17 protein-coding genes are annotated in these 20,472 nt (G+C 60.9%); 14 read left to right on the forward strand and 3 right to left on the reverse strand.

Annotated elements, in window-relative coordinates; all coding sequences use genetic code 11:
• Window positions 1-243 precede the first annotated feature (243 nt).
• From NE623_RS00005 to NE623_RS00035, 7 genes are all read left to right on the forward strand, one after another.
• A complete protein-coding gene (locus tag NE623_RS00005) occupies window positions 244-1,008 on the forward strand; it encodes a DUF975 family protein (protein WP_256271231.1) in 765 nt (254 codons plus the stop codon).
• 168 nt (window positions 1,009-1,176) lie between these two features.
• Window positions 1,177-2,217, forward strand: coding sequence for an ABC transporter ATP-binding protein (locus NE623_RS00010; protein ID WP_256271230.1), 1,041 nt, complete (start codon window positions 1,177-1,179; stop codon window positions 2,215-2,217).
• Entirely contained in the window at window positions 2,214-3,077 is an 864-nt protein-coding gene (locus tag NE623_RS00015) for an ABC transporter permease (RefSeq protein ID WP_256271229.1), read from the forward strand. The genes NE623_RS00010 and NE623_RS00015 overlap by 4 nt, the downstream gene beginning before the upstream one ends.
• A gap of 15 nt (window positions 3,078-3,092) precedes the next feature.
• Window positions 3,093-4,517, forward strand: coding sequence for a Gldg family protein (locus NE623_RS00020; protein ID WP_256271228.1), 1,425 nt, complete (start codon window positions 3,093-3,095; stop codon window positions 4,515-4,517).
• A gap of 9 nt (window positions 4,518-4,526) precedes the next feature.
• Entirely contained in the window at window positions 4,527-5,543 is a 1,017-nt protein-coding gene (locus NE623_RS00025) for a DUF4340 domain-containing protein (protein WP_256271227.1), read from the forward strand.
• 142 nt (window positions 5,544-5,685) lie between these two features.
• Window positions 5,686-6,858 carry a glycoside hydrolase family 3 N-terminal domain-containing protein gene (locus NE623_RS00030; protein WP_256271226.1) on the forward strand — a complete coding sequence of 391 codons (1,173 nt, stop codon included), beginning with the start codon at window positions 5,686-5,688 and terminating at the stop codon, window positions 6,856-6,858.
• Entirely contained in the window at window positions 6,851-7,906 is a 1,056-nt protein-coding gene (locus NE623_RS00035) for a glycosyltransferase family 4 protein (RefSeq protein ID WP_256271225.1), read from the forward strand. Before NE623_RS00030 ends, NE623_RS00035 begins: the two co-directional genes overlap by 8 nt.
• Window positions 7,907-8,121: 215 nt before the next feature.
• Here NE623_RS00035 and NE623_RS00040 read toward each other — a convergent pair whose 3' ends face one another.
• Entirely contained in the window at window positions 8,122-9,651 is a 1,530-nt protein-coding gene (locus tag NE623_RS00040; protein ID WP_256271224.1) for a YifB family Mg chelatase-like AAA ATPase, read from the reverse strand.
• 184 nt (window positions 9,652-9,835) lie between these two features.
• On the opposite strand from NE623_RS00040, the gene NE623_RS00045 reads away from it, so the two are divergent.
• From NE623_RS00045 to NE623_RS00070, 6 genes are all read left to right on the forward strand, one after another.
• Window positions 9,836-11,518, forward strand: a complete 1,683-nt coding sequence (locus NE623_RS00045; protein ID WP_256271223.1) for a phospho-sugar mutase — start codon at window positions 9,836-9,838, stop codon at window positions 11,516-11,518.
• 430 nt (window positions 11,519-11,948) lie between these two features.
• Complete coding sequence (locus NE623_RS00050; protein ID WP_256271222.1) at window positions 11,949-13,928, forward strand: M56 family metallopeptidase; 1,980 nt, start codon at window positions 11,949-11,951, stop codon at window positions 13,926-13,928.
• A 10-nt stretch (window positions 13,929-13,938) separates the two neighbouring features.
• A complete protein-coding gene (locus tag NE623_RS00055; RefSeq protein WP_256271221.1) occupies window positions 13,939-14,322 on the forward strand; it encodes a BlaI/MecI/CopY family transcriptional regulator in 384 nt (127 codons plus the stop codon).
• A gap of 227 nt (window positions 14,323-14,549) precedes the next feature.
• Window positions 14,550-15,416, forward strand: a complete 867-nt coding sequence (locus tag NE623_RS00060) for a PHP domain-containing protein (RefSeq protein ID WP_256271220.1) — start codon at window positions 14,550-14,552, stop codon at window positions 15,414-15,416.
• Between the two features lie 12 nt (window positions 15,417-15,428).
• Window positions 15,429-15,683: a TIGR03905 family TSCPD domain-containing protein gene (locus NE623_RS00065; protein WP_256271219.1), complete on the forward strand. Its 255-nt coding sequence runs from the start codon at window positions 15,429-15,431 to the stop codon at window positions 15,681-15,683.
• Window positions 15,684-15,693: 10 nt separating this feature from the next.
• Window positions 15,694-17,472: an HAD-IIIC family phosphatase gene (locus NE623_RS00070; RefSeq protein ID WP_256271218.1), complete on the forward strand. Its 1,779-nt coding sequence runs from the start codon at window positions 15,694-15,696 to the stop codon at window positions 17,470-17,472.
• A 230-nt stretch (window positions 17,473-17,702) separates the two neighbouring features.
• Here NE623_RS00070 and NE623_RS00075 read toward each other — a convergent pair whose 3' ends face one another.
• Window positions 17,703-18,662 carry an ATP-binding protein gene (locus tag NE623_RS00075; protein ID WP_256271217.1) on the reverse strand — a complete coding sequence of 320 codons (960 nt, stop codon included), beginning with the start codon at window positions 18,660-18,662 and terminating at the stop codon, window positions 17,703-17,705.
• A gap of 3 nt (window positions 18,663-18,665) precedes the next feature.
• On the reverse strand, window positions 18,666-19,574 hold the full coding sequence (locus NE623_RS00080; RefSeq protein WP_256271216.1) for a DnaD domain-containing protein: 909 nt from the start codon (window positions 19,572-19,574) through the stop codon (window positions 18,666-18,668).
• A gap of 169 nt (window positions 19,575-19,743) precedes the next feature.
• On the opposite strand from NE623_RS00080, the gene NE623_RS00085 reads away from it, so the two are divergent.
• Window positions 19,744-20,382, forward strand: a complete 639-nt coding sequence (locus NE623_RS00085) for an orotate phosphoribosyltransferase (RefSeq protein WP_256271215.1) — start codon at window positions 19,744-19,746, stop codon at window positions 20,380-20,382.
• Window positions 20,383-20,472: the final 90 nt, after the last annotated feature.

The raw sequence follows: 20,472 nt of genomic DNA on the forward strand, positions 1-20,472 counted from the left end.
CCGCCACATCCGCATATTCTTTTCGCCGGGGGCCGCGGCCCTGCCGAGGCCCTGACGACGTGTATTATTATAGCCAACTGCCCGGAAAATGTCAAGCGTTTTCTGCAAAAAAATCAAATATTTTTTATATTTTTGTTAAAATCTATAAAACTTGCGTAAAAACGTGGAATTGCAGCGGCGCACGGCTTGCTTTTGCGCCATAAAATGCTATAATAGAACTATGAAATATGGAGGTGACCCACTATGTGGACACGTGATTTATTGAAAACCAACGCCAAGCAGGCGCTGAAGGGGCGCTACTGGCGCAGCTTCTGGATTTGCCTTGTGCTCAGCTTTGTCGGGCTGGGAACCGTTGGCGGCAACAGCGGCGCGGGTGCCCGCGAGGCGGTGAATAACGCAACAGGGAACACTACCCATGTCGATGACGTCATCAACAGCATCCCGGACAGTATGATGACAATGGTGATAATCGGTGTCATCATCGGCTCCATTATCGCAATCTGCTGGACGCTGTTTATTCTTTACCCGCTGGAGGTGGGCCGCTGCCGCTATTTTATGGAGAGCCGCCAGTCCCTGACACCGCCCTCCACGGTGGTCAGCGTGTTCCGCTACCCCTACGGCAACCCCATTGCGGTTCAGCTTCTTACCGATTTGAAAATAGCCTTGGGCTATTTCCTGCTGATTGTGCCGGGCATTTACTGGACCTACTGCTATATGCTGGTGCCCTACCTGCTGGCGGAAAACCCCTATATGACCTCCACCCGCGCTATGGAGCTGAGCAAGGAGATGATGTACGGCGAAAAATGGAAATTCTTTGTCCTGCAGCTCTCTTTCTTCGGTTGGCTGCTGCTTTGTGCCCTCACGCTGGGCATCGGCGGCTTCTTCCTGGAGCCGTATATGCAGGCTACCTATGCGGAGTTCTACGCCGCCATGCGCAGCAAGGCGCTGGCGCAGGGCTTTGCCACCACTGATGAGCTGGGCGGCTTTGTGCGCCACGATGCAACCTGAATAAAACTGTCTTACCGCCGCGAGGCCGGGCACGTAACCCGGCTTCGCGGCGCTTTTTGTGGAAGATTTGGTTTCGATTTCACACTTATTCAAACTGTTCACGCAAATTTTTCACATTTTGCCACTATAATATATGTAAAGTTTCAGCACAAAAGGAGAGTGCATACTTTGATTGAAGTAGAGCATCTGACAAAGCGCTACGGCAGTCACACGGCAGTGGATGACATCAGCTTCACGGTCGAGGACGGCTGCATCTATGGGCTGCTGGGGCCAAACGGCGCGGGCAAGTCCACCACCATGAACATCATCACCGGCTATATCTCGGCCACGGACGGCACGGTCAGAATCAACGGCCACGATATTGTCGAGGAGCCCGCCGCAGCCAAGGCTTGCATCGGCTATCTGCCGGAGCTGCCGCCACTGTATCAGGATATGACGGTGCGGGAATATCTGCTTTTTGTGGCCGAGCTGAAGGGCACCCGCAAAAAGGCAGACCGTGCCGCCGCAGTGGAGCAGGTCTGCGCCCGGGTGGGGCTGCAGGAGATGGAGCAGCGGCTGATTCGCAACCTGTCCAAGGGCTACCGTCAGCGTGTGGGCATTGCCGCCGCACTGCTGGGCACGCCGAAAATCATCATTCTGGATGAACCCACCGTGGGCCTTGACCCGGCGCAGATGATTGAGATTCGCTCCCTTATCCGCGATTTGGGCAAGACGCACACGGTCATTCTGTCCAGCCATATCCTCAGCGAGGTACAGTCGGTCTGCGACCGGGTGCTGATTATCGCCCATGGCAGGTTGGCAGCGCAGGGCACGCCGGAGGAGCTGGCTGCCCAGCTGACCGCGAAGGGAACCATCACCGCCACGGCACAGGGCAGCCGCGAGGCTGTTGCCGCCGCTGCCGAAAGCGTCCCCGGCCTGACCGATTTGCGGATTACCGCAGAGGCCGACGGCGAGGTCAGCTTTACCGCCGTCAGCACCGCGGGCACCGATTTGCGCGGTGCGCTCTCGCAGGCACTGGCTGCGGCAGGCTGCCCGGTGCTGAGCCTGAGCGCCGAAACGATGAGCCTTGAGGACGTGTTCCTGCAGCTGACCGAAGCGCAGGAGCCGGCGGCAGCGCCGGAAGTCCCCGCAGCGGTGGAGCCGACTGAAGCGCCCGATACAACCGAGACACAAGACACAACCGAAGGAAAGGAGGGTGACGCACAATGACCGCCATTTTCAAGCGTGAATTCAAGAGCTGCTTTACCGGTATGATTGGCTGGGTCATTGCCGCGGTCAGCCTGTTCTTTCTGGGGCTGTACTACACAAACCGCAATCTGCTGTATGCTTCGTCGGATTTCGCCACGGTGCTTTACACCATGACGATGATTCTGCTCTTCCTGCTGCCCGCCATCAGTATGCGCAGCTTTGCCGAGGAACGCAAAAACAAGACCGACCAGTTGCTTCTGACCAGCCCGGTCGGCATCCCGTCTATTGTGGCGGGCAAATATCTGGCCGAGGTTGCCGTCTTTGCGCTGCCGCTGGCGGCGGCGGTCATTATGCCGTTGATTCTGACGGCCTTCGGCACGGTATCGCTGGTGGCGGCCTACAGCGCGCTGCTGGGGTATCTGCTGCTGGGCGCGGCCTGTCTGGCGGTGGGTACATGGATTTCCGCCCTGACGGAAAATCAGATTCTGGCCTACCTTGCCACCTTCGGCGCGCTGCTGGTGGCCTACCTGATGAACGGCATCCAGACGATGTTCACCACCGGCAATCTGCTGGCCTTTGTGGTATTTATGGTCATTGTGCTGGTGGCGGCCATCCTTGTGGGCGTCAGCTGCAAGCGGCTGACTGCGGGCCTTACGGTGTTCTGCATCGGCGCGGCGGCGGTTTTCATCCTGTTCCTGGCGCGCCCGGCGTGGCTGCTGACGGCCTTCAACGCGGTGCTGGATGCACTGGCGCTGTTCGAACCCTTCAAGGACATTGTGGGCGGTATGTTCAGCATCCCGGCCATCGTCTACTATCTTTCGGTCATCGGGCTGTTCCTCTTTATGACCGGGCAGGCGCTTGAGCGCCGCCGTTGGAACTGAGGAGGGGCGCAGAGTATGAAAAAATTGAACGTGAAGCTCCCGCAGGGCGGCAACAAGCGCACCCTGCACAGCGGCGTGTACGCCAGCGTGCTGGCGGTGGTTGTGTTGGCGGTGGTGATTCTGCTGAATCTGGTTATCCGCGCACTGCCCACCAAGTACACGCAGTATGATATTTCCACCACCTCGCTCTTCACCCTGAGCGAGACCACCGAGCATCTGCTCCATGAGTTAAACACCGATGTCACGGCCTACTATCTGGCCGAAAGCGGGCAGGAGGATGCCAACATCACCCGCCTGCTGGACCGCTATGCGGGCGAGAGCAGCCATTTCAGCTGGCAGCAGCGTGACCCGGTGCTCTACCCGACCTTTGCCCAGCAGTATGACGGTGCCTCCGTCGGCAGTGTGGTGCTGGTCAGCGGGGACAACAACACGGTGCTCTCCTACAGCGATATGTACAAGATGGATTTGGAGAGCTACTACACCACCGGCACCGCCAACTACAGCTTCCAGGCCGAGAACAGCATTACCTCCGGCATTGCCAAGGTGACCCGCACTGCGGCCTACCAGCTGTATGAGCTGACCGGCCACGGTGAAGCGGCCCTTGCCAGCGACTTTACCGAGACGCTGAACAACGCGGGCGTGACCGTGACCGAGCTGAACCTGACCACGAACGGCAGCATCCCGGCGGATGTGAGCGCGGTGCTCATCAACGCGCCGGGGGCAGACCTGACGGACGCGGAAACCACCATCCTGCGGGACTACGTGGCCAACGGCGGCAAGCTGTTTGTGGCCACCGACTTTACCACCGACACCCCGAATCTGGACACCGTGCTGGCGGACTGCGGTATGACCCGTCAGCCCGGCCTGCTGATTGAGACGGACACCGACCACTACCCCTACGGCTATCCTCAGACCTATCTGCTGCCCACGCTGGCCAGCAACGAGATTACGGCGGGCGTGTCCCAGAATATGATGGTCTACACCCCCATTGCGCAGGGCATTGCCACCGATGAGGACAGCGAGTACAGCTTTACCGAGCTGTTGACCACCAGTGCTAACGCCTACTCGATGGAGAACTACGCCACCGCCGAGACCGCCCAGAAGGCCGACACCGACCCCGAGGGCAGCTTTGCCGTGGCTGTGGCAGCGGAAAACGTCACCACCGGCGCACGTGTGGTCTGGGTCAACTGCCCGAATCTGTTGCTGACCAACATCAATCAGGCTGTGTCCGGCGGCAATGCCCAGCTGCTGGGCAGCATTGTCAACTGGATGAACGGCGAGCAGACCACCGCGGTCATCAACGCCAAGAGTATGAGCGCCGCCGCGCTGAGTGTGCCGACCTCGGCCGCGCTGCCGCTGGGCGTGTTGTTCACGATGGTGCTGCCCATCGTCTGCCTGGTGGCGGGTGCGGTCATCTGCGTGGTGCGCCGCCGCCGATAAAGGAGAGCTATGAACAAGAAAAAACTGCTGCCGCTGGCTGTTCTGGCGTGCATTGTGGCCCTGCTGGGTGTGCTGCTGGCGGTGCTGAACCGTACCGACAGTGCGCAGACGGATACCACCATCCCGCTGTGCAGCCTTGCGGCGGATGACCTTGACACGCTGGCCTACGCCGGGAACAATATGGAAGTGACCCTGCTCAAGGGCAGTGACGGCACATGGCGGCTGGACTCCGATCCGACCCTGCCGCTGGACCAGACCAAGGTGCAGAGCCTTGTGGAGGGCTACACCGGGCTGACCGCCCTGCGCAAGCTGGAGGGCGATGATTTGGCCGCCCTGCCCGAAAAAAGCCATACGCCCCAGATTACGATTATGCTGGGGGCAGGGGAGCAGAGCGTAAACCTGACCGTTGACCAGCTGAACAGCGTGGCCGATGTCTACTACGTCTATGACGAATCCGGCGCGGCCTACACGGTGCAGCGCAGTGATCTGGCCACGCTGAGCAAATCCCCGCGCGATTTGTACAAGGCCCAGACGCTGACCGATAAGACCATTGACGATGTGGCCGCTATGCAGGTGAACGAGTTGGCCTTCACCCAAACGGACGGCAACTGGACGCTGACCGATGAGCCGGGCTACGCCCTGACCCAGAGCAGCGTCAAAAAGATGGCCAGCACGATTCTGGAAATGCAGACCGCGTGGAGCATCACCGCGCCCGAGGCGGACAGCACCTATGGGCTGGATGAACCGGACGTAACCGCCACGCTGACCTTTACGGACGGCACAAGCCTGACCGTGCGCTTTGGCAATGCCTGCACCGACACCGAGGACAGCCTGTGCTACCTTGCCAGCGATGCCGCGCCCACGGTGGTCTATGAGGTGAACGCCGATTACAAGACCGCCTACGCCGTGACGAAGGAGAGCCTGCACGATGAGAACGCCACCGCCGAAACCGCCGACCCGGCGGACGTGGTAGCGCAGTACCCCGTCGGCGGCGAAAATGATTTCGCCGACAGCCTGCCGGAATGATGATACAACGCGCTGCCCCGCGCCGGGCAGCGCATTTTTCTTGCCCGAAGCCGGGAAATATGCTACTATTATGCTACTATATAGTATATGATGAGCGATACAAAAGGGGGCGCTGCCCGCACCCCCGGAAAGGTGGTATTCCATGAAAAAGCGTTTTTTTCTGCCCGTTCTGCTGGCGGCGCTCTGCGCCTGCAATGCAGCCGTGCCGACGCCCACCCCAACGCCCACCCCAACGCCCGCCCCGGCAGCGACACCGACCATAGAGGCGCAGCCTGCCGATGCGCTGACGCTGGAAGAAAAGGTCGGTCAGCTTTTCATCGTCCGCCCGGATGCACTCGACCTGAGCCTTTCGCAGGAAACGATCAACGATGCGAAGGCCGATGGCGTGACCGCTGTGACAAACGATGTGCGCAGGGCGCTGCAGCAATACCCCGTGGGCGGCATCTGTCAGTTTGGCAAAAACATCGAATCACCGTCCCAGCTGGCGCGTTTTAATAAAGAGCTGCAGGACGCAAGCGCCACGCCGTTGTTTATCGCGGTGGATGAGGAGGGCGGTCTTGTCGCCCGGCTGGCGAACAACGATGCGTTTACGCTGCCACGCTACGCCAGTGCTGCCGCCGTGGGCGCAAGCGGCGACCCCGAGGATGCCCGCGCCATGGGGCAGACCATCGGCGCTTATCTGAAGGAATACGGCTTTAATATGGACTTTGCGCCCGATGCCGATGTGAACACCAACCCGGATAACCCGATCATCGGCAGCCGCGCCTTCTCATCCGATGCCGGTACCGCAGCTGCCATGGCGGCCGCTGCGGCAGACGGCCTGCGGCAGAACGGTATTCTGCCGACCCTCAAGCACTTCCCCGGCCACGGTGACACCGCCGAGGATAGCCACACAGCGCTGGCTGTGACCTACAAAACGCAGGAGGAACTTGCAAACTGCGAACTGCTGCCCTTTGGGGCGGACACCGGCCTGCACGCCGTCATGGTGGGGCATATTGCCGCGCCGAATGTGACAGGCAGCAATACCCCGGCTACACTCTCGCCGCAGCTGATCGCAATGATTCCGAACGCCGAAGATACGCTGATCATCACCGACTCGCTGGCGATGGATGCCATCGCCGATGCCTACACCCCCGGCGAGGCCGCAGTGCTGGCCCTGCAGGCGGGCTGTGATGTACTTTTGATGCCAAACTCCCTACCGGAGGCCTACGCTGCCGTGCTGGATGCCGTACAAAACGGCACGATCACGCAAGAGCGTCTTAACCAAAGCGTCAATAAAATCTTGCGCTATAAAGAGATATTTGCTCATGTCTGAAACTGTCTGGGCCGTTGACGGCTCCTTTTTTGCCCAGCGCCTTTCGGGCATCCAGCGCTATTCCATCGAGCTGCTGGCCGCGCTTGACCGCATTGTGCCGCCGGGCCTTGTGGAGATCGTCACCCCGCAGGGCGTCACCACGCCGCAGTATGCCAATATAAAGGTGGTGCCCTATGGCACGCACAGGGGCGGCGTGTGGCAGCAGCTGGACTACCCGCGCTATCTGAAGCGGCGCGGGGCAAAGGGGCTTGCCACCTGCAACGTCATTCCACTGTTCGGGTTCCGCGGTATAGCGGTGGTGCACGATGTCTGCTACCGTGCCCGCCCGGACTTCTACACCGACCCACGCGGCCGACTGAGCGCCGCATGGCACTGCCTGCAATACCGCCGCATTGCGCAGCGGGCCGAGCGTATTATCACGGTGTCGGAGTTTTCCAAAAGTGAAATTACTAAATATTACGGCGTGCCTGCGTCCAAAATAGACGTGATTTACAATGCGTGGCAGCAGATGGAGCGCGCCGTGCCGGACGAGACCGTTTTTGCCAAGCACCCCGAGCTGAAGCCGGGCGAATACTATTTCAGTATGGCGAACCTGCTGAAGAACAAGAACTTTCCGTGGGTGTTGCGTGCGGCCAAGGCCAAGCCAGACGCCGTGTTTGCCATTGCGGGCGGCGGCAGCCTTGCCGCCGAGGCCGAGCGTCTGGGCCTTGCGGATTTGCCCAATGTGCGCTATCTGGGCTATGTCCGGGACGGTACGGCCAAGGCGCTGATGGCCCACTGCCGCGCCTTTCTGTTCCCGACCCTGTACGAGGGCTTTGGCATCCCGCCGCTGGAGGCCGCCGCCTGCGGTGCGCCGCAGATTCTTGTCAGCGACACGCCCTGTATGCGGGAGGTCTACGGCCCCAGCGCCGCCTACATTGATTTGAACACAAACCCCGGCAATGTCGATGCTGTCACGCCCGCCACAGCCCCCACCGCCGCGCTTTTGCCTCGCTACAGCTGGGCCAAAAGCGCGGAGAAACTGTTGAGGATCCTGTTGCAGGGATAGAGACTGCCCGGTTGCGGGTGTTTCCGCACGCTTGGCCCTCATCAGTCACCTTCGGTGACAGCTTCCCCCGCAGGGAAAGGTGGTGCAAAGCGCCGGATGAGGGGCAACCTGACCGGTAAATGCTGCTTGCGGGCAACCGTCCATACCCCCAAAAACACCACGCGCCCGCCGTTCCCAAAAACGGTGGGCGCGTATTGTATAGGCAAACCAATCGTTTACCGCATCCCGGCCTTCCTGTCCAGGCTGCGGTACTGCAGCGCTTCGGAAATGTGGGCCGCATCTATCATCTCGGCGCCGTCCAGATCGGCCACCGTCCGGGCCACGCGCAGGATGCGGTCATAGGCGCGGGCACTGTAGCCCAGACGCTCAAACGCGCCGCGCAGGATTTTATCGGCGGCGGGGGTCATACGGCAGAAGCGCCGCAGGGCAGAGGAAGGCAGCTGCGCATTGCAGCGCACGCCGGGCAGGGTTTTGCTGCGCTCCTGCTGAATAGCGCGGGCCGCAACCACCCGGGCGCGGATGGCCGCGCTCGGCTCGCCGCCCTGCTCGGAAGCAAGGTCATCGTATTCCACCGGCAGGGCCTCCACGTGCAAATCAATGCGGTCAAGCAGCGGGCCGGAAATGCGCCGCCGGTAGCTGTCCACCGCGCTGGGCGTGCAGGTACACTCCCGCGTGGGGTGGCCCAGATAGCCGCATTTGCAGGGGTTCATGGCGGCCATCAGCATAAATTTGCAGGGGTAGGTCGCCGTGCCGTGCACGCGGCTGACTGTGACCTTGCCATCCTCCAACGGCTGGCGCAGCACCTCCAGTGTGTCGCGGGCAAACTCCGGCAGCTCATCGAGAAAGAGCACGCCGTTGTGGGCCAGGCTCACCTCGCCGGGGCGGGGGACAGACCCGCCGCCCACGATGGCGGTGGAGCTGACGCTGTGATGCGGGCTGCGAAAGGGGCGCTCCTTTATCAGCCCCGCGCCGCCGCGCAAAAGCCCGGCCACCGAGTAGATGGCGCTGGTTTCCAGCGCTTCCTCGTAGGTCAGCGGCGGCAGAATCCCCGGCAGGCGCTTGGCCAGCATGGATTTGCCGGTGCCCGGCGGGCCGACAAGCAGCAGATTGTGCCCGCCCGCGGCGGCAACCTCCATCGCCCGGCGTGCCTCGCTCTGGCCGCGCACATCGGCCATATCCGGGCCAAGCCAGACGCCGTTCTCGTCGTAGCCGTCCGGCGTGGCGGGGGTGATGGGGCTTGCACCGCACAGGTGCAGCACCACATCCTGCGCACTGCGCGCCGGGTAGACGGTCAGCCCCTCGGCCACAGCGGCCTCGGCGGCGTTCTCGGCGGGCAGAAAGAGCTCCTTCACACCGTTCTCCACGGCGGCCAGTGCCATCGGCAGCACGCCGGTCACGGGGCGCAGTGTGCCGTCCAGACCCAGCTCCCCCAGAAAGGCACGCGCATCGCCGGGGGCGGGCAGCTTGCCCTGCGCGGCCAGAATCCCGACAAAGACCGGCAAATCGTACACTGGCCCTGTCTTGCGCACGTCGGCGGGGGCAAGGTTGATGGTAATGCGGCTGGCGGGCCACTCATAGTGGAGATTTTTCACGGCGCTGCGCACGCGCTCGCTGCTCTCCTTCACGGCGGAATCCGGCAGCCCCACAAGGTTGAACTGCGGCAGCCCGCCGGACAAATCGGCCTCCACCTGCACGATATACCCGGCCAGCCCGGTCACGCCAAGACTTGTCACTTTTGCATACATTGGGGCCTACACTCACTTTCGCGCTTTTTTATCAGTATACCGCACACCCCGCCGTAGTACAAGCATAAACCGGGAAAAAACAGGCAAATTTAAACAAAATTCGATTGACAGGCTGCTGTAAAGTTGGTATATTTAGAATATACCTAAGATATGGGTACCTATGGAAAGTGAAGGTGTTTTACTTATGTATCAGGATATGTATGAGCGCTGGCTCGCCGCTGAGCTGGACGATGCCGACCTCAAGCCCGAGCTGGAAAGCGTCAAGGGTGACGATGCCGCCATTCAGGACCGCTTTGCCGTGGCCCTGAAGTTTGGTACCGCCGGTCTGCGCGGCGTCATCGGCGCAGGCACCAACCGTATGAATATTTATGTTGTCCGTCAGGCGACCCAGGGCCTGGCCAACTGGGTCAAGACGCAGGGCGGCAGCCAGACTGTTGCCATCAGCTATGATAGCCGCATCAAGAGCGATTTGTTCGCCAAGACCGCTGCCGAGGTGCTGGCCGCCAACGGCATCAAGGTGCGCATCTACAAGGCGCTTATGCCGGTTCCCGCGCTGAGCTTTGCCACCCGCTACTATAACTGCAACGCGGGCATTATGGTCACGGCCAGCCACAACCCCGCCAAGTACAACGGCTACAAGGCCTACGGTCCGGACGGCTGCCAGATGACCGATGAGGCCGCCGACATCGTCTACGCCGAAATCCAGAAAACCGACATCCTGACCGGTGCCAAGCTGATTTCCTTTGAGGACGGTATGGCGCAGGGGCTGATTGAGTATGTCGGCGAGGACTGCGTCAATGCGCTGTATCAGGCCATCGAGGCGCGCTCCATCCGCCCCGGCATCTGCAAGACCGCCGGCCTGAAGCTGGTCTACAGCCCGCTGAACGGCTCTGGTCTGGTGCCTGTTACCCACGTGCTGGGCGACATCGGCATCACCGATATTACCATCGTGCCTGAGCAGAAGAACCCGGACGGCAACTTCCCGACCTGCCCGTACCCCAACCCCGAAATCTTTGAGGCACTGCGTCTGGGTCTGGAGCTGGCCGAGAAGTCCGGCGCTGACCTGATGCTGGCCACCGACCCCGACGCCGACCGCGTGGGCATTGCCGTCAAGTGCAAGGACGGCAGCTATGAGCTGCTCTCCGGCAACGAGGTGGGCGTGCTGCTGCTGGACTACATCTGCGCAGGCCGCATTGAGCAGGGCACCATGCCGAAGAACCCGGTTATGTGCAAGAGCATCGTCTCCACCCCGCTGGCCGACAAGGTGGCCGAGCACTACGGCGTAGAATGCCGCAACGTGCTGACCGGCTTCAAGTGGATTGGCGACCAGATTGCCAAGCTGGAGGCCGCCGGTGAGGTTGACCGCTTCATCTTCGGCTTTGAGGAGAGCTATGGCTATCTGGCAGGCCCCTATGTCCGCGACAAGGATGCGATCATCGGCTCTATGCTGATTTGCGAGATGGCCGCCTACTACCGCGCCAAGGGTTCCTCCATCAAGGAAGAGCTGGAGCGCATCTACGCCGAGTACGGCCGTTACCTGAACAAGGTGGATAGCTTTGAGTTCCCGGGCCTGTCCGGCATGGACAAGATGGTCGGCATTATGGCAGGCCTGCGCGAGAACCCGCCGAAGGACTTTGCCGGTGACAAGGTGGTCAAGGTTGTGGACTACAAGAAGCCCGAGGAAACCGGCCTGCCCGCCGCCAACGTCCTGATTTACACGCTGGAAAGCGGCGCCACCGTGGTGGTGCGCCCCTCCGGCACCGAGCCGAAAATCAAGACCTACTTCACCACCAAGGGCAAGGATCTTGCTGAGGCCGAAGCCCAGAAGGAGAAGCTGGCCGAGGCCTGCAAGCCCCTGCTGGCGTAACCGCTGCTGACCCCTGATTCACCCGCACCGTTCCTGTAAAAGGGAGCGGTGCTTTTTTTGTAGGGCAAAAGCCAATTTTACAGCCACTGTAGGGGGGCGGCGTCGCCGACGCCCGGGCAACGTACCGGCAGATGGCGTTTGCCCGGGTACGCGGGCGGATATAGAATCCGCCCCTACGGCGCAATGATTTTGGATATCTGTAGGGCGGGGTGACCCCACCCCGCCGTAGTGTTGCCGTTATATCCCGTTTCCGGTTCAAGCGTCCCCATGGCTTCCCCCTCCAGGGAAAGCCATTTGCGCTCCGTTTCCTTCTCACATTATGCACAAACCTATCCCGCAAAAATTGGCGGCTTGTACGATTGACAAAAACCCTCTACATTTGTAGAATGAAATTATCCTCTACAACTGTAGAATTTAAAGGAGGCCGCTTATGCTTGCTGCACTTTTTACATCGCTCTTTGTTCAGGGGCTGCTGCTGGGGCTGGCTGCGCTGGCTCTGCTGGCCGCTGCGCCCGGGCTTCAAAAACGCTATGGCCCGCAGTGGCTCTGCCGCCTGTGGGTAGTGCTGGCGGTACTGCTTCTGGTGCCGGTGCATTTTCTTCTGCCAAAAGCCCCGGCGCTGGTGTCTGTCCGCACCGAGCCACTTTACAGCGTGAACGCCGCACCAGCCCAAGGCACAACCGAAGAGCCGCCCGCCGGAACCACCTATGCGGTGACGAACGAGGCAAGCGGCGTGACAAGGCACTATATTGCCTCCTACCAGACGGAGCAGGCAGGCCCTGCCGGTTTACAGCGGGCCGCCAGCCTTGATGTACTGTCTGCCCTGTGGGCATTTGGGATGCTGGCGGCGGCAATCTGGCAGCTTGGCGGGTATGCAGTGTGGCGGCTGCGCGTGCGCCGCACGGCACAGCAGCCCGCCCAAAGCTGGCGTAACGCTCTGCCGCAGGGGCAAAGCCCGCGTATGCTTGCCACGCCGCTGGTGCACAGCCCGATGGTGGCAGGCATCCTGCGCCCGGTGCTGCTGGTTCCGGCCGGGGAGGCTCCGCACGGCGCCGCGTATATGCTGGCGCATGAGCTGACCCACATTGCGCGGCAGGACGTGGCCCAAAAGCTGCTGTTCACGCTGGCTTGCCTTGTGCATTGGTATAACCCGGCGGCGTGGCTGCTGGCGGTGCGCGCCGGGCGGGACATAGAAGCCGCCTGTGACGCGGAAACCCTGCGCGGGCGGGGCGCGGCCTACCGCGACGCTTACGCGGATGCACTGCTGACCGCCGTGCGTTTGAACCGCGGCCCGGCGCTGACCAGCGGTTTTGCGTTGAACAAGCGGCAGTTCAGGCAGCGCCTTGCCGCCCTGTGGGACACCGCGCCCAAGCACCGCGGCAGGCTTCTGCTGGCGGTGCTGGCCCTGACCGTCTGCTGTGCGGGTGGGCTGGTGGCCTGCAGGACGGCGGATACCCCGCAGGACGAGCCCGCAGCGGAAGCGCCCGCGCCCACGGCAGCGCCGACCGCCACCCCGGCGGCAAGCACAACCCGGCCTATGCCCACGCGGGAAGAGATGGACGCCTTCAACCGGGAATCCAGCTATTTTTGGGACGAGTATCTGTCCAGTCAGCGGGGCTACATTTTCAATAACGGAATGTCCAATGAGGTGGATATAAAGGATGACGGACAGGACGGCCTGCGCGAGGTTCTGGCCCAGAAACGGAAGGACGGTACAACATGGCAAGAGTATCTGGAAGGTGGAAATGGTATTCTGGTCAAACAGTTTTTTGAGGCAGAATTGCAGCCGGAGTATGCGTATCTTGGTCCCCAGTACGGAGAAGGGCGCTTCTTTGCCTATGTTGCAGCGCCGCTTGATGAGAGTGAGCCCTGTGAGGTAATCAGCGGCTGGCAACAAAATGATACGTCGAAGGCACCGCAGTTTGCCATTCTTGACGATGCCCGTGAGCTGAAGCTGACAAACAAGCAGTACCGTATGCTGCTGCACCAATGTGACGCGCTGGCATTGACCGGTATACGCAATTTTGCAGGCCCGGCGGACTGGACGCAGGACGAGCTGGAAAGCTATCTTTACTACCGCAATCGGTATTTTTATAATGAGGCGGACGCCCTGATGATTCTGAACCTTGATTTCAGCGACACGAACGACTGGAACGCTCTGCCGCCCTACCTGACCTATGACGAGATGACGGCGCTGGACTGGTCTGCGCCCAGAACCAGTGCTATGCCCGGCTACAGCACGCCGGTAAGTATGGCAAGTGACGGTGCGGGCGGTTGGCGGTTTACGCGTGACGGCGATACAATCACGGCAGAGTGGCCCGGTGCCCAGCGCTACACCTTTGCGGTGCACAACGATGAAAGGGACTGGTTCTCCCGCACTGTGTGCACCGGCGGCGAAAGCCTGCAATAAGGAGGCTGCTATGGCAAAAATCAAACGCCTGCCTGATGCAGAGCTGGAAATTATGAACACGCTGTGGGACGCGCCCGCCCCGCTGACGGCGGCGGAGCTGGAGGCCGCCCTGCCCGGTACGCCCCGCGCCCGCACCACCCTGCTGACACTGCTGGCGCGGCTGGAGGAAAAGGGCTGTGTGGCGCGTGAAAAGCAGGGGAGAGGTTACCGGTATCTTGCCGTGCTGGCACGGGAGGAGTATCTGCCCGCCGAGACCAAAAGCCTGCTGGGCCGCCTTTTTGGCGGTAGCCCCCGCAACTTTGTTGCCGCCCTTGCCGAAACTGACGCCCTGACGGAGCAGGACATAGACGAGCTGGCGGCCTATCTGGAGGAACTGAAAAAACAGCGCGGATAAATTAACGGCATAGAACGGCAACGTTGCACGGCGGGGTGGGGTCACCCCGCCCTACGGATAACCCAAAAGCATTGTGCAGTAGGGGCGGGGCTCTGCTCCGCCCGCCCCATGGCTTCCCCCTCCAGGGGAAGCCATTTGCCCTGCTTTCCTGCCAACACTTGCAATCCACCACCAATTTGTAGTATAATAATATGTCCTATAATATCTGCAAGTGAGGTGACAGCGCTATGCCCGGGGATTTGCATACCCATACCACGTTTTCCGATGGCTCGACCAAGGTGGAAAAGCTGCCGTTTCTGGCGGCCTGCGCGGGTATGACGCATCTGGCAATTTCGGACCATGACTCCATCCAGAGCGTGCGGTACGCCTACGCGCATCCGGTGCAGAACGGCGTCCATCTTATCCCGGCCACCGAGCTTACGGCCTATGACTATGAGCGCGCCCACCGCGTGCATCTGCTCTGCTACTGGCCGGATGACTGCGCCGCGCTGGCGGACTTCTCCGCCCTGATGGCCGAGCGCCGCCTGACCGCCATGCTGCAAAGCTGCAAGGAGCTTGAGCAAATCTGCCCGCAGTTCCGCACCGAGGAAGCGCTGGAGCTCGCCAAGGACAGCGGCACACTGTTCAAGGCACAGGTTATGCAGGTACTGTGCCAGTACGGTCTGGCCGATGGTATCTACAATTCGGTCTACAAATCCCTGTTCGGGCTCAAACCGGTGCGCGGGCGCATCCTGCACACACCCCGGTATGAGTCGGTGGACACCGTGCTGGAGGTCATCAAGGCAAGCCGCGCCGTGGTGGTGCTGGCGCACCCCAGTGTTTACCACAGCATGGAGCTGGCCCGGGAGCTGATTGCCGCCGGGCGGCTGGATGGCGTGGAAATCGACCATCCCCGCAACACGCCGGAGGATAAGGCCGAGCTGACGCGCCTTGCCAAGGAAAACGGACTCATCGTGACAGGCGGCACGGACTACCACGGCATGAACACCGTCACCCCGCGCCCTGTCGGCGCATTTGCCACAAGCGATGAAATGATTGCGCGCATCGGCGATATTGCCAAGGCGCGCAAGGCAACCTGGAAAAAATCAAACTAAGGAGCAAAACAAATGACTTACACCTATAACAACAAGGGAACCTGTTCTGTGCGCACCATCGTGGAGCTGAACGAGGACCACACCATTAAGGACGTGCAGATTCTGGGCGGCTGCGACGGCAACCTGAAGGGCATTGCCAAGCTGCTGCCCGGTATGAAGGCCGAGGATGCCATCGCCCGCATGGAGGGCACCACCTGCGGCCGCAAGCCCACCAGCTGCCCTGACCAGATTGCACAGGCGCTCAAGGGTGCTTTGGCAGAGCTGTAAGGGAGACATTATGGACTGCTTCCATTATCCGCTGGATACCGAAACCCTGCTGCGCAAAAAGCGCAGACTGCGGCGGGAGCTGCTGGCCCAGAACCCGCATCCGCTGCACAAAAAAATTGCTATCCTCGGCGGGTCCACCACCAATGAAGTGGCCGATCAGCTGGGGCTTTTCCTGCTGCAATACGGCATTGAGGCGGAGTTTTACCAGAGCGAGTACGCACAGTACTGGCAGGATGCGATGTTCGGCACGCCGGAGCTGGACGAGTTCCACCCGGATGTAATCTACATCCACACCAGCTGGCGCAATTTGACAGCGCTGCCCACCACCGCCGACAGCAAGGTCGACATTGACGCCATGCTGGACGAGCAGTACGCCCATTTTGAGACGATGTGGCAGGCGCTGGAGCAGAAATTTGCCTGCCCTGTCATCCAGAACAACTTTGACCGCCCCAACTACCGCCTGATGGGCAACCGCGACATCTGGGACTGCCACGGCCGTTCCAACTTCATCAGTCGGCTGAACCAGAAATTCTATGCCTACGCCGCGGCGCATGAGCATTTCTACATCAATGATATTGACTACCTCTCTGCCGATTACGGCCTGACCGCGTGGGGGGATGCCTTCTACTGGCATATGTACAAATATGCCATGTGTCTGGATGCGATTCCCTCGCTGGCCAACAGCGTGGCCAATATCATCAAGTCGCTGTACGGCCGCAACAAAAAGGCGCTGGTGCTCGATTTGGACAATACACTCTGGGGCGGCATTGTCGGCGATGACGGCGTGGACGGTCTGGCCATCGGCCCCGAAGTCCCGGAAGGGCAGGTCTACGCTGAATTCCAGAGCTACTGCAAGGCACTGAAGTCCATCGGCGTCATTCTGGCGGTGGACTCCAAGAATGAGGAAACCAACGCGCTGGCGGGTCTGAACCACCCGGATGGTGTGCTGCGCCCCGACGATTTTGTGGCCATCAAGGCCAACTGGGAGCCGAAAGATCTGAACCTGAAGGCGATTGCATCCGAGCTGAACCTCGGTGCGGACAGCTTTGTCTTTGCCGATGACAACCCGGCGGAGCGCGCCATTGTGGCGGCACAGGTGCCCGGCGTGGCGGTGCCTGCGCTGGACGGTGCTGAAAACTACATCAAAACGCTGGACCACGGCGGCTATTTTGAGGTGACGGCCCTCTCCAAGGAGGACTTGAAAAAAACCGAGCTCTACCACCAGAACGCCGAGCGCGCCAAGGCACAGGCGGCCTTCACCGACTACGGCCAGTATCTGGACAGTCTGGAAATGACGGCTACCATCAAGGGCTTTGAGCCGCTGTACATCCAGCGCATTGCCCAGCTGACAAACAAGTCCAACCAGTTCAACCTCACCACACTGCGCTGCTCGGAGGATGATATCCGCGCAATGGCGCAGAATGAAAATGCGCTTTGCCTTTGCGGCAGGCTCGTCGATAAATTCGGCGATAATGGCATTGTCACCGTTGTGGAGGGCGAACAACAAGGGGATACCCTCGATTTGCGTCTCTGGCTCATGAGCTGCCGCGTGCTCAAGCGCGGTATGGAGGATGCCATGATGGACACCCTCGTGGCCGAGGCTGCCGCCCGCGGCGTGAAAACCATCGTGGGACACTACTATCCGACTGCAAAAAATGCGATGGTGCGCGAGTTCTACGCACAGTTCGGTTTTACCAAGGTTGCCAAGGACGCCGACGGCAACACCGAGTGGCGGCTGGATGTCTCCACCTATGCACCGAAGCATCCGCATATGAAGATTGAACGGTGATACGATAGGAAATCTCCCGCAAAAGTAGGAGGGACCCTGTCGGTACGGCATTAAAAATAGTAAAGGCATATGCCCCCGAAGATGGGAGGCATATGCCTTTTTGTTTGCGTGTGGTCACCCGGTGACGGATGCCAACCATCTACAAAGCAATGGAAAGCGTGTAGGGGCGGGCATTGCCCGCCCGCAGGAGCTATAAATGATGGACGGCATTTTCCGGCAATCCGCGGCGGTTATTTCAAACGCTGGTCTACCCCGAAAAATTTGAACATCTTACAGCCGCCCAGCATACGGCTGGCTACTTTCTCGGTGTAGCGGGCCACAAACACATTCTGGTCGGTAATGTTTGTTGTGTAGATGGTTGGGCGGTGAGTCAGCATCCGGGTGTTAATCAGCTCATACAGCACGCTGATCGTCAGCGGCGTGATGTACTCGGTGCCCAAATCGTCCAGAATCAGCAGGTCGGCCTCCTGGCAGGCGGCCAGCCACTCATCGTTGTTGGTGTAGTCAAAATGCTCACGCCCCAGCTGTGCGGCAAGGGCGGCGGCGCTGGTGTACAGCACATCATGGCCGCCCTCCAGCACGGCGTCCGCAATGGCCAGTGCCAGATGGGTCTTGCCCAGCCCGGTGTGCCCCATAAACAGCAGATTCGGGCTGCTCTGGTTGAACCGGGCCGCGTAGTTCTTGCAGTAGTTCAGCAGCTTACCCATATAGGCCCGCGGCGAAATGCCCAGCTCGGGCTCCACCTCGTCACTGTAGCGCACCAGCTCAAAGCTGGCAAACTGGCACAGGCCCAGCGGGCTGGCGGCGTTGATTTCCTCCCGGCGCAGGCGGCGGGCTACATCTGCCACGCAGCTACAGGGCACGCCGTCCTTCATACCGGTGTCCTCACACAGGGGGCAGCGGTAGGCGGGGCGGAAAGCGTCCGCACTGTAGCCGGCCTCCTGCACGGCGGCGGCAAGGGCTTCGTCGGCGCGGGTCAGCGCGGCGCGGGCGGCGTCCACGTTGCCGCCCAAGGCTGCAGCCTTGGCCAGCCCCAGCCCGGCCCGCATATGGGCCTCATCTGCGGCGGCCAGCGCCGGGTGGGCGGCGTAGGCGGCACGGCGGGCGGTCTCGGCCTGCATTACAGCCTGCTGGCGGTAGGCGGATACCTCCCGCTGGGCGGCGCGGAACAGTTCATCTTTTGTGCGCATGGGTTACCCCTCCTCGTCAAACATGGCCGCCCAGTTGCGGTTGAACAAATCCTTCTGGGCGCTGGCTGCGGCAGGCGGCTGCGCGCCGGGGCGCTCGGTCATAACAATGTTGCTGCCCTCCAGCTGGCCCTGCTTGCGGGCGGCATCCACGGTGGTAATGCCCTGCGCACGCCATGCGCGCAGGATGCCGTCCACGTACCGCACGGTGTTCTTGCCATTGGCGCGCAGCAGGGCCTCGTCAATCATCTCGCGGCCAATGCCCATCTCCTCATGCCAGCGGGCAATCGTGCGGCGCTCCCAGCTGGTCAGGTCGCGGGGCGCAATGCCGAACTGCGCGGCAGCGTCTGCACACCAGGTCTCGCGCTGGGCGGCGCGCTTGAGCCAGCGCTCGGCGTCCTCGCCGGTTTCCACGCCGTCCTCCCGCCAGCGGGCCAGCAGGTGGGCCACGGCGGCCACGGTGCGCCGCCCAAGGCGGGTGACCTCGGCACAGCAGAGGAGAATTACATCGGGCTTCCAGCCCTCGTTCAGGTAGAGCCCCACCAGCCGCTGCATTTCGCTGCGGTTCAGCGCCTTGCCAAAGGCGTTCTGCGCCTCCTGACAGAGCACCGCCACATAGGGGTCGTTGGCCACGCTGGCCAAATCTACCTTGGCTGGTTCAACGGCCGGGGCAGGGGAGCCGCCGCGGTCGGATTCCAGCAGCCCCGCACCGGCCCAGTATTGCAGGGCACGCTTGGCAGCCTCGATGCTGGGCAGCGCCAGCGCCCGCGCCATGGTGCGGGGGTCGGTGTCATGGGTCTGCAAAATGTAGAGCGCGGCGCGGATGGTATCGCCGTCGGTCTGGGTCAGGTGCGCCAGAACCAGCTGCGGCACGGCCAGTGTATCGCCGTTGTTCGCCGCCAATTTATAGCCCATATCCGCAAACCTCCCCACTTTAAAAGTGTCTTAATTATACCATTTGTCCCGCTGTTTGTCCAGAAAACTGCCCAAAAATCGCCCTTGGATTTTGGGTAAACCGTTTCTTGTTTTTCCTGCTAAAAATTTGTACAATATACCTATAAAAAGTTAAAGGGAGGATTTCACTATGGCGATGAATCTTGTCAAACTGCCCACCGGCAAACCCAATCTGCAGCTGCGCGTCAGCAAGGGGCACTATGCCACCAGCCACAGCCATATCAACTATTATATTGATGTCACGCTGACGAAGTTCCGCCTGTCGGAGGCCCGCGCCGCCGCCGCAGAGCTGGTGCGTGAGTACAATTCAACCACCATCGTGGACACCATCCTCTGTCTGGACGGCACGGAGGTCATCGGTGCCTGCATGGCCAGCGAGCTGACGAAGTCCGGCTACACGAATATGAACGCCCACCAGACCATCTACGTTGTCACGCCGGAGCACACCACCGGCAGCCAGCTGCTCTTCCGCGAGAACACCGCCCCGATGATTGCAGGCAAGCACGTGCTGGTGCTGGCCGCTTCCGTTACCACCGGCTTCACGGTGCAGGGCGCGATTGAGGCCATCCGCTACTACGGCGGCGAACCTGTGGGCATTGCGTCCATCTTTGCCTCGGTCAAGGAGTGCGCCGGGTACCCGGTGGCGAGCATCTTTGACACCCATGACCTGCCCGATTACGAGACCTACGATTCCCACAGCTGCCCATGGTGCAAGCAGGGCAAGCGGATTGACGCGCTGGTCAACAGCTTCGGCTATTCAAGCCTGTAAACCGCCTTCCCGGAAACGGCATTTTTACAGATTTTGCCCCCTTTTGCAAGGGGGCATTTTGTTGTTTTTACGGATTGACGCCTTGTGTTC

It is taken from the genome of Gemmiger formicilis (genome assembly GCF_024462815.1).
Taxonomy (GTDB): domain Bacteria; phylum Bacillota; class Clostridia; order Oscillospirales; family Ruminococcaceae; genus Gemmiger.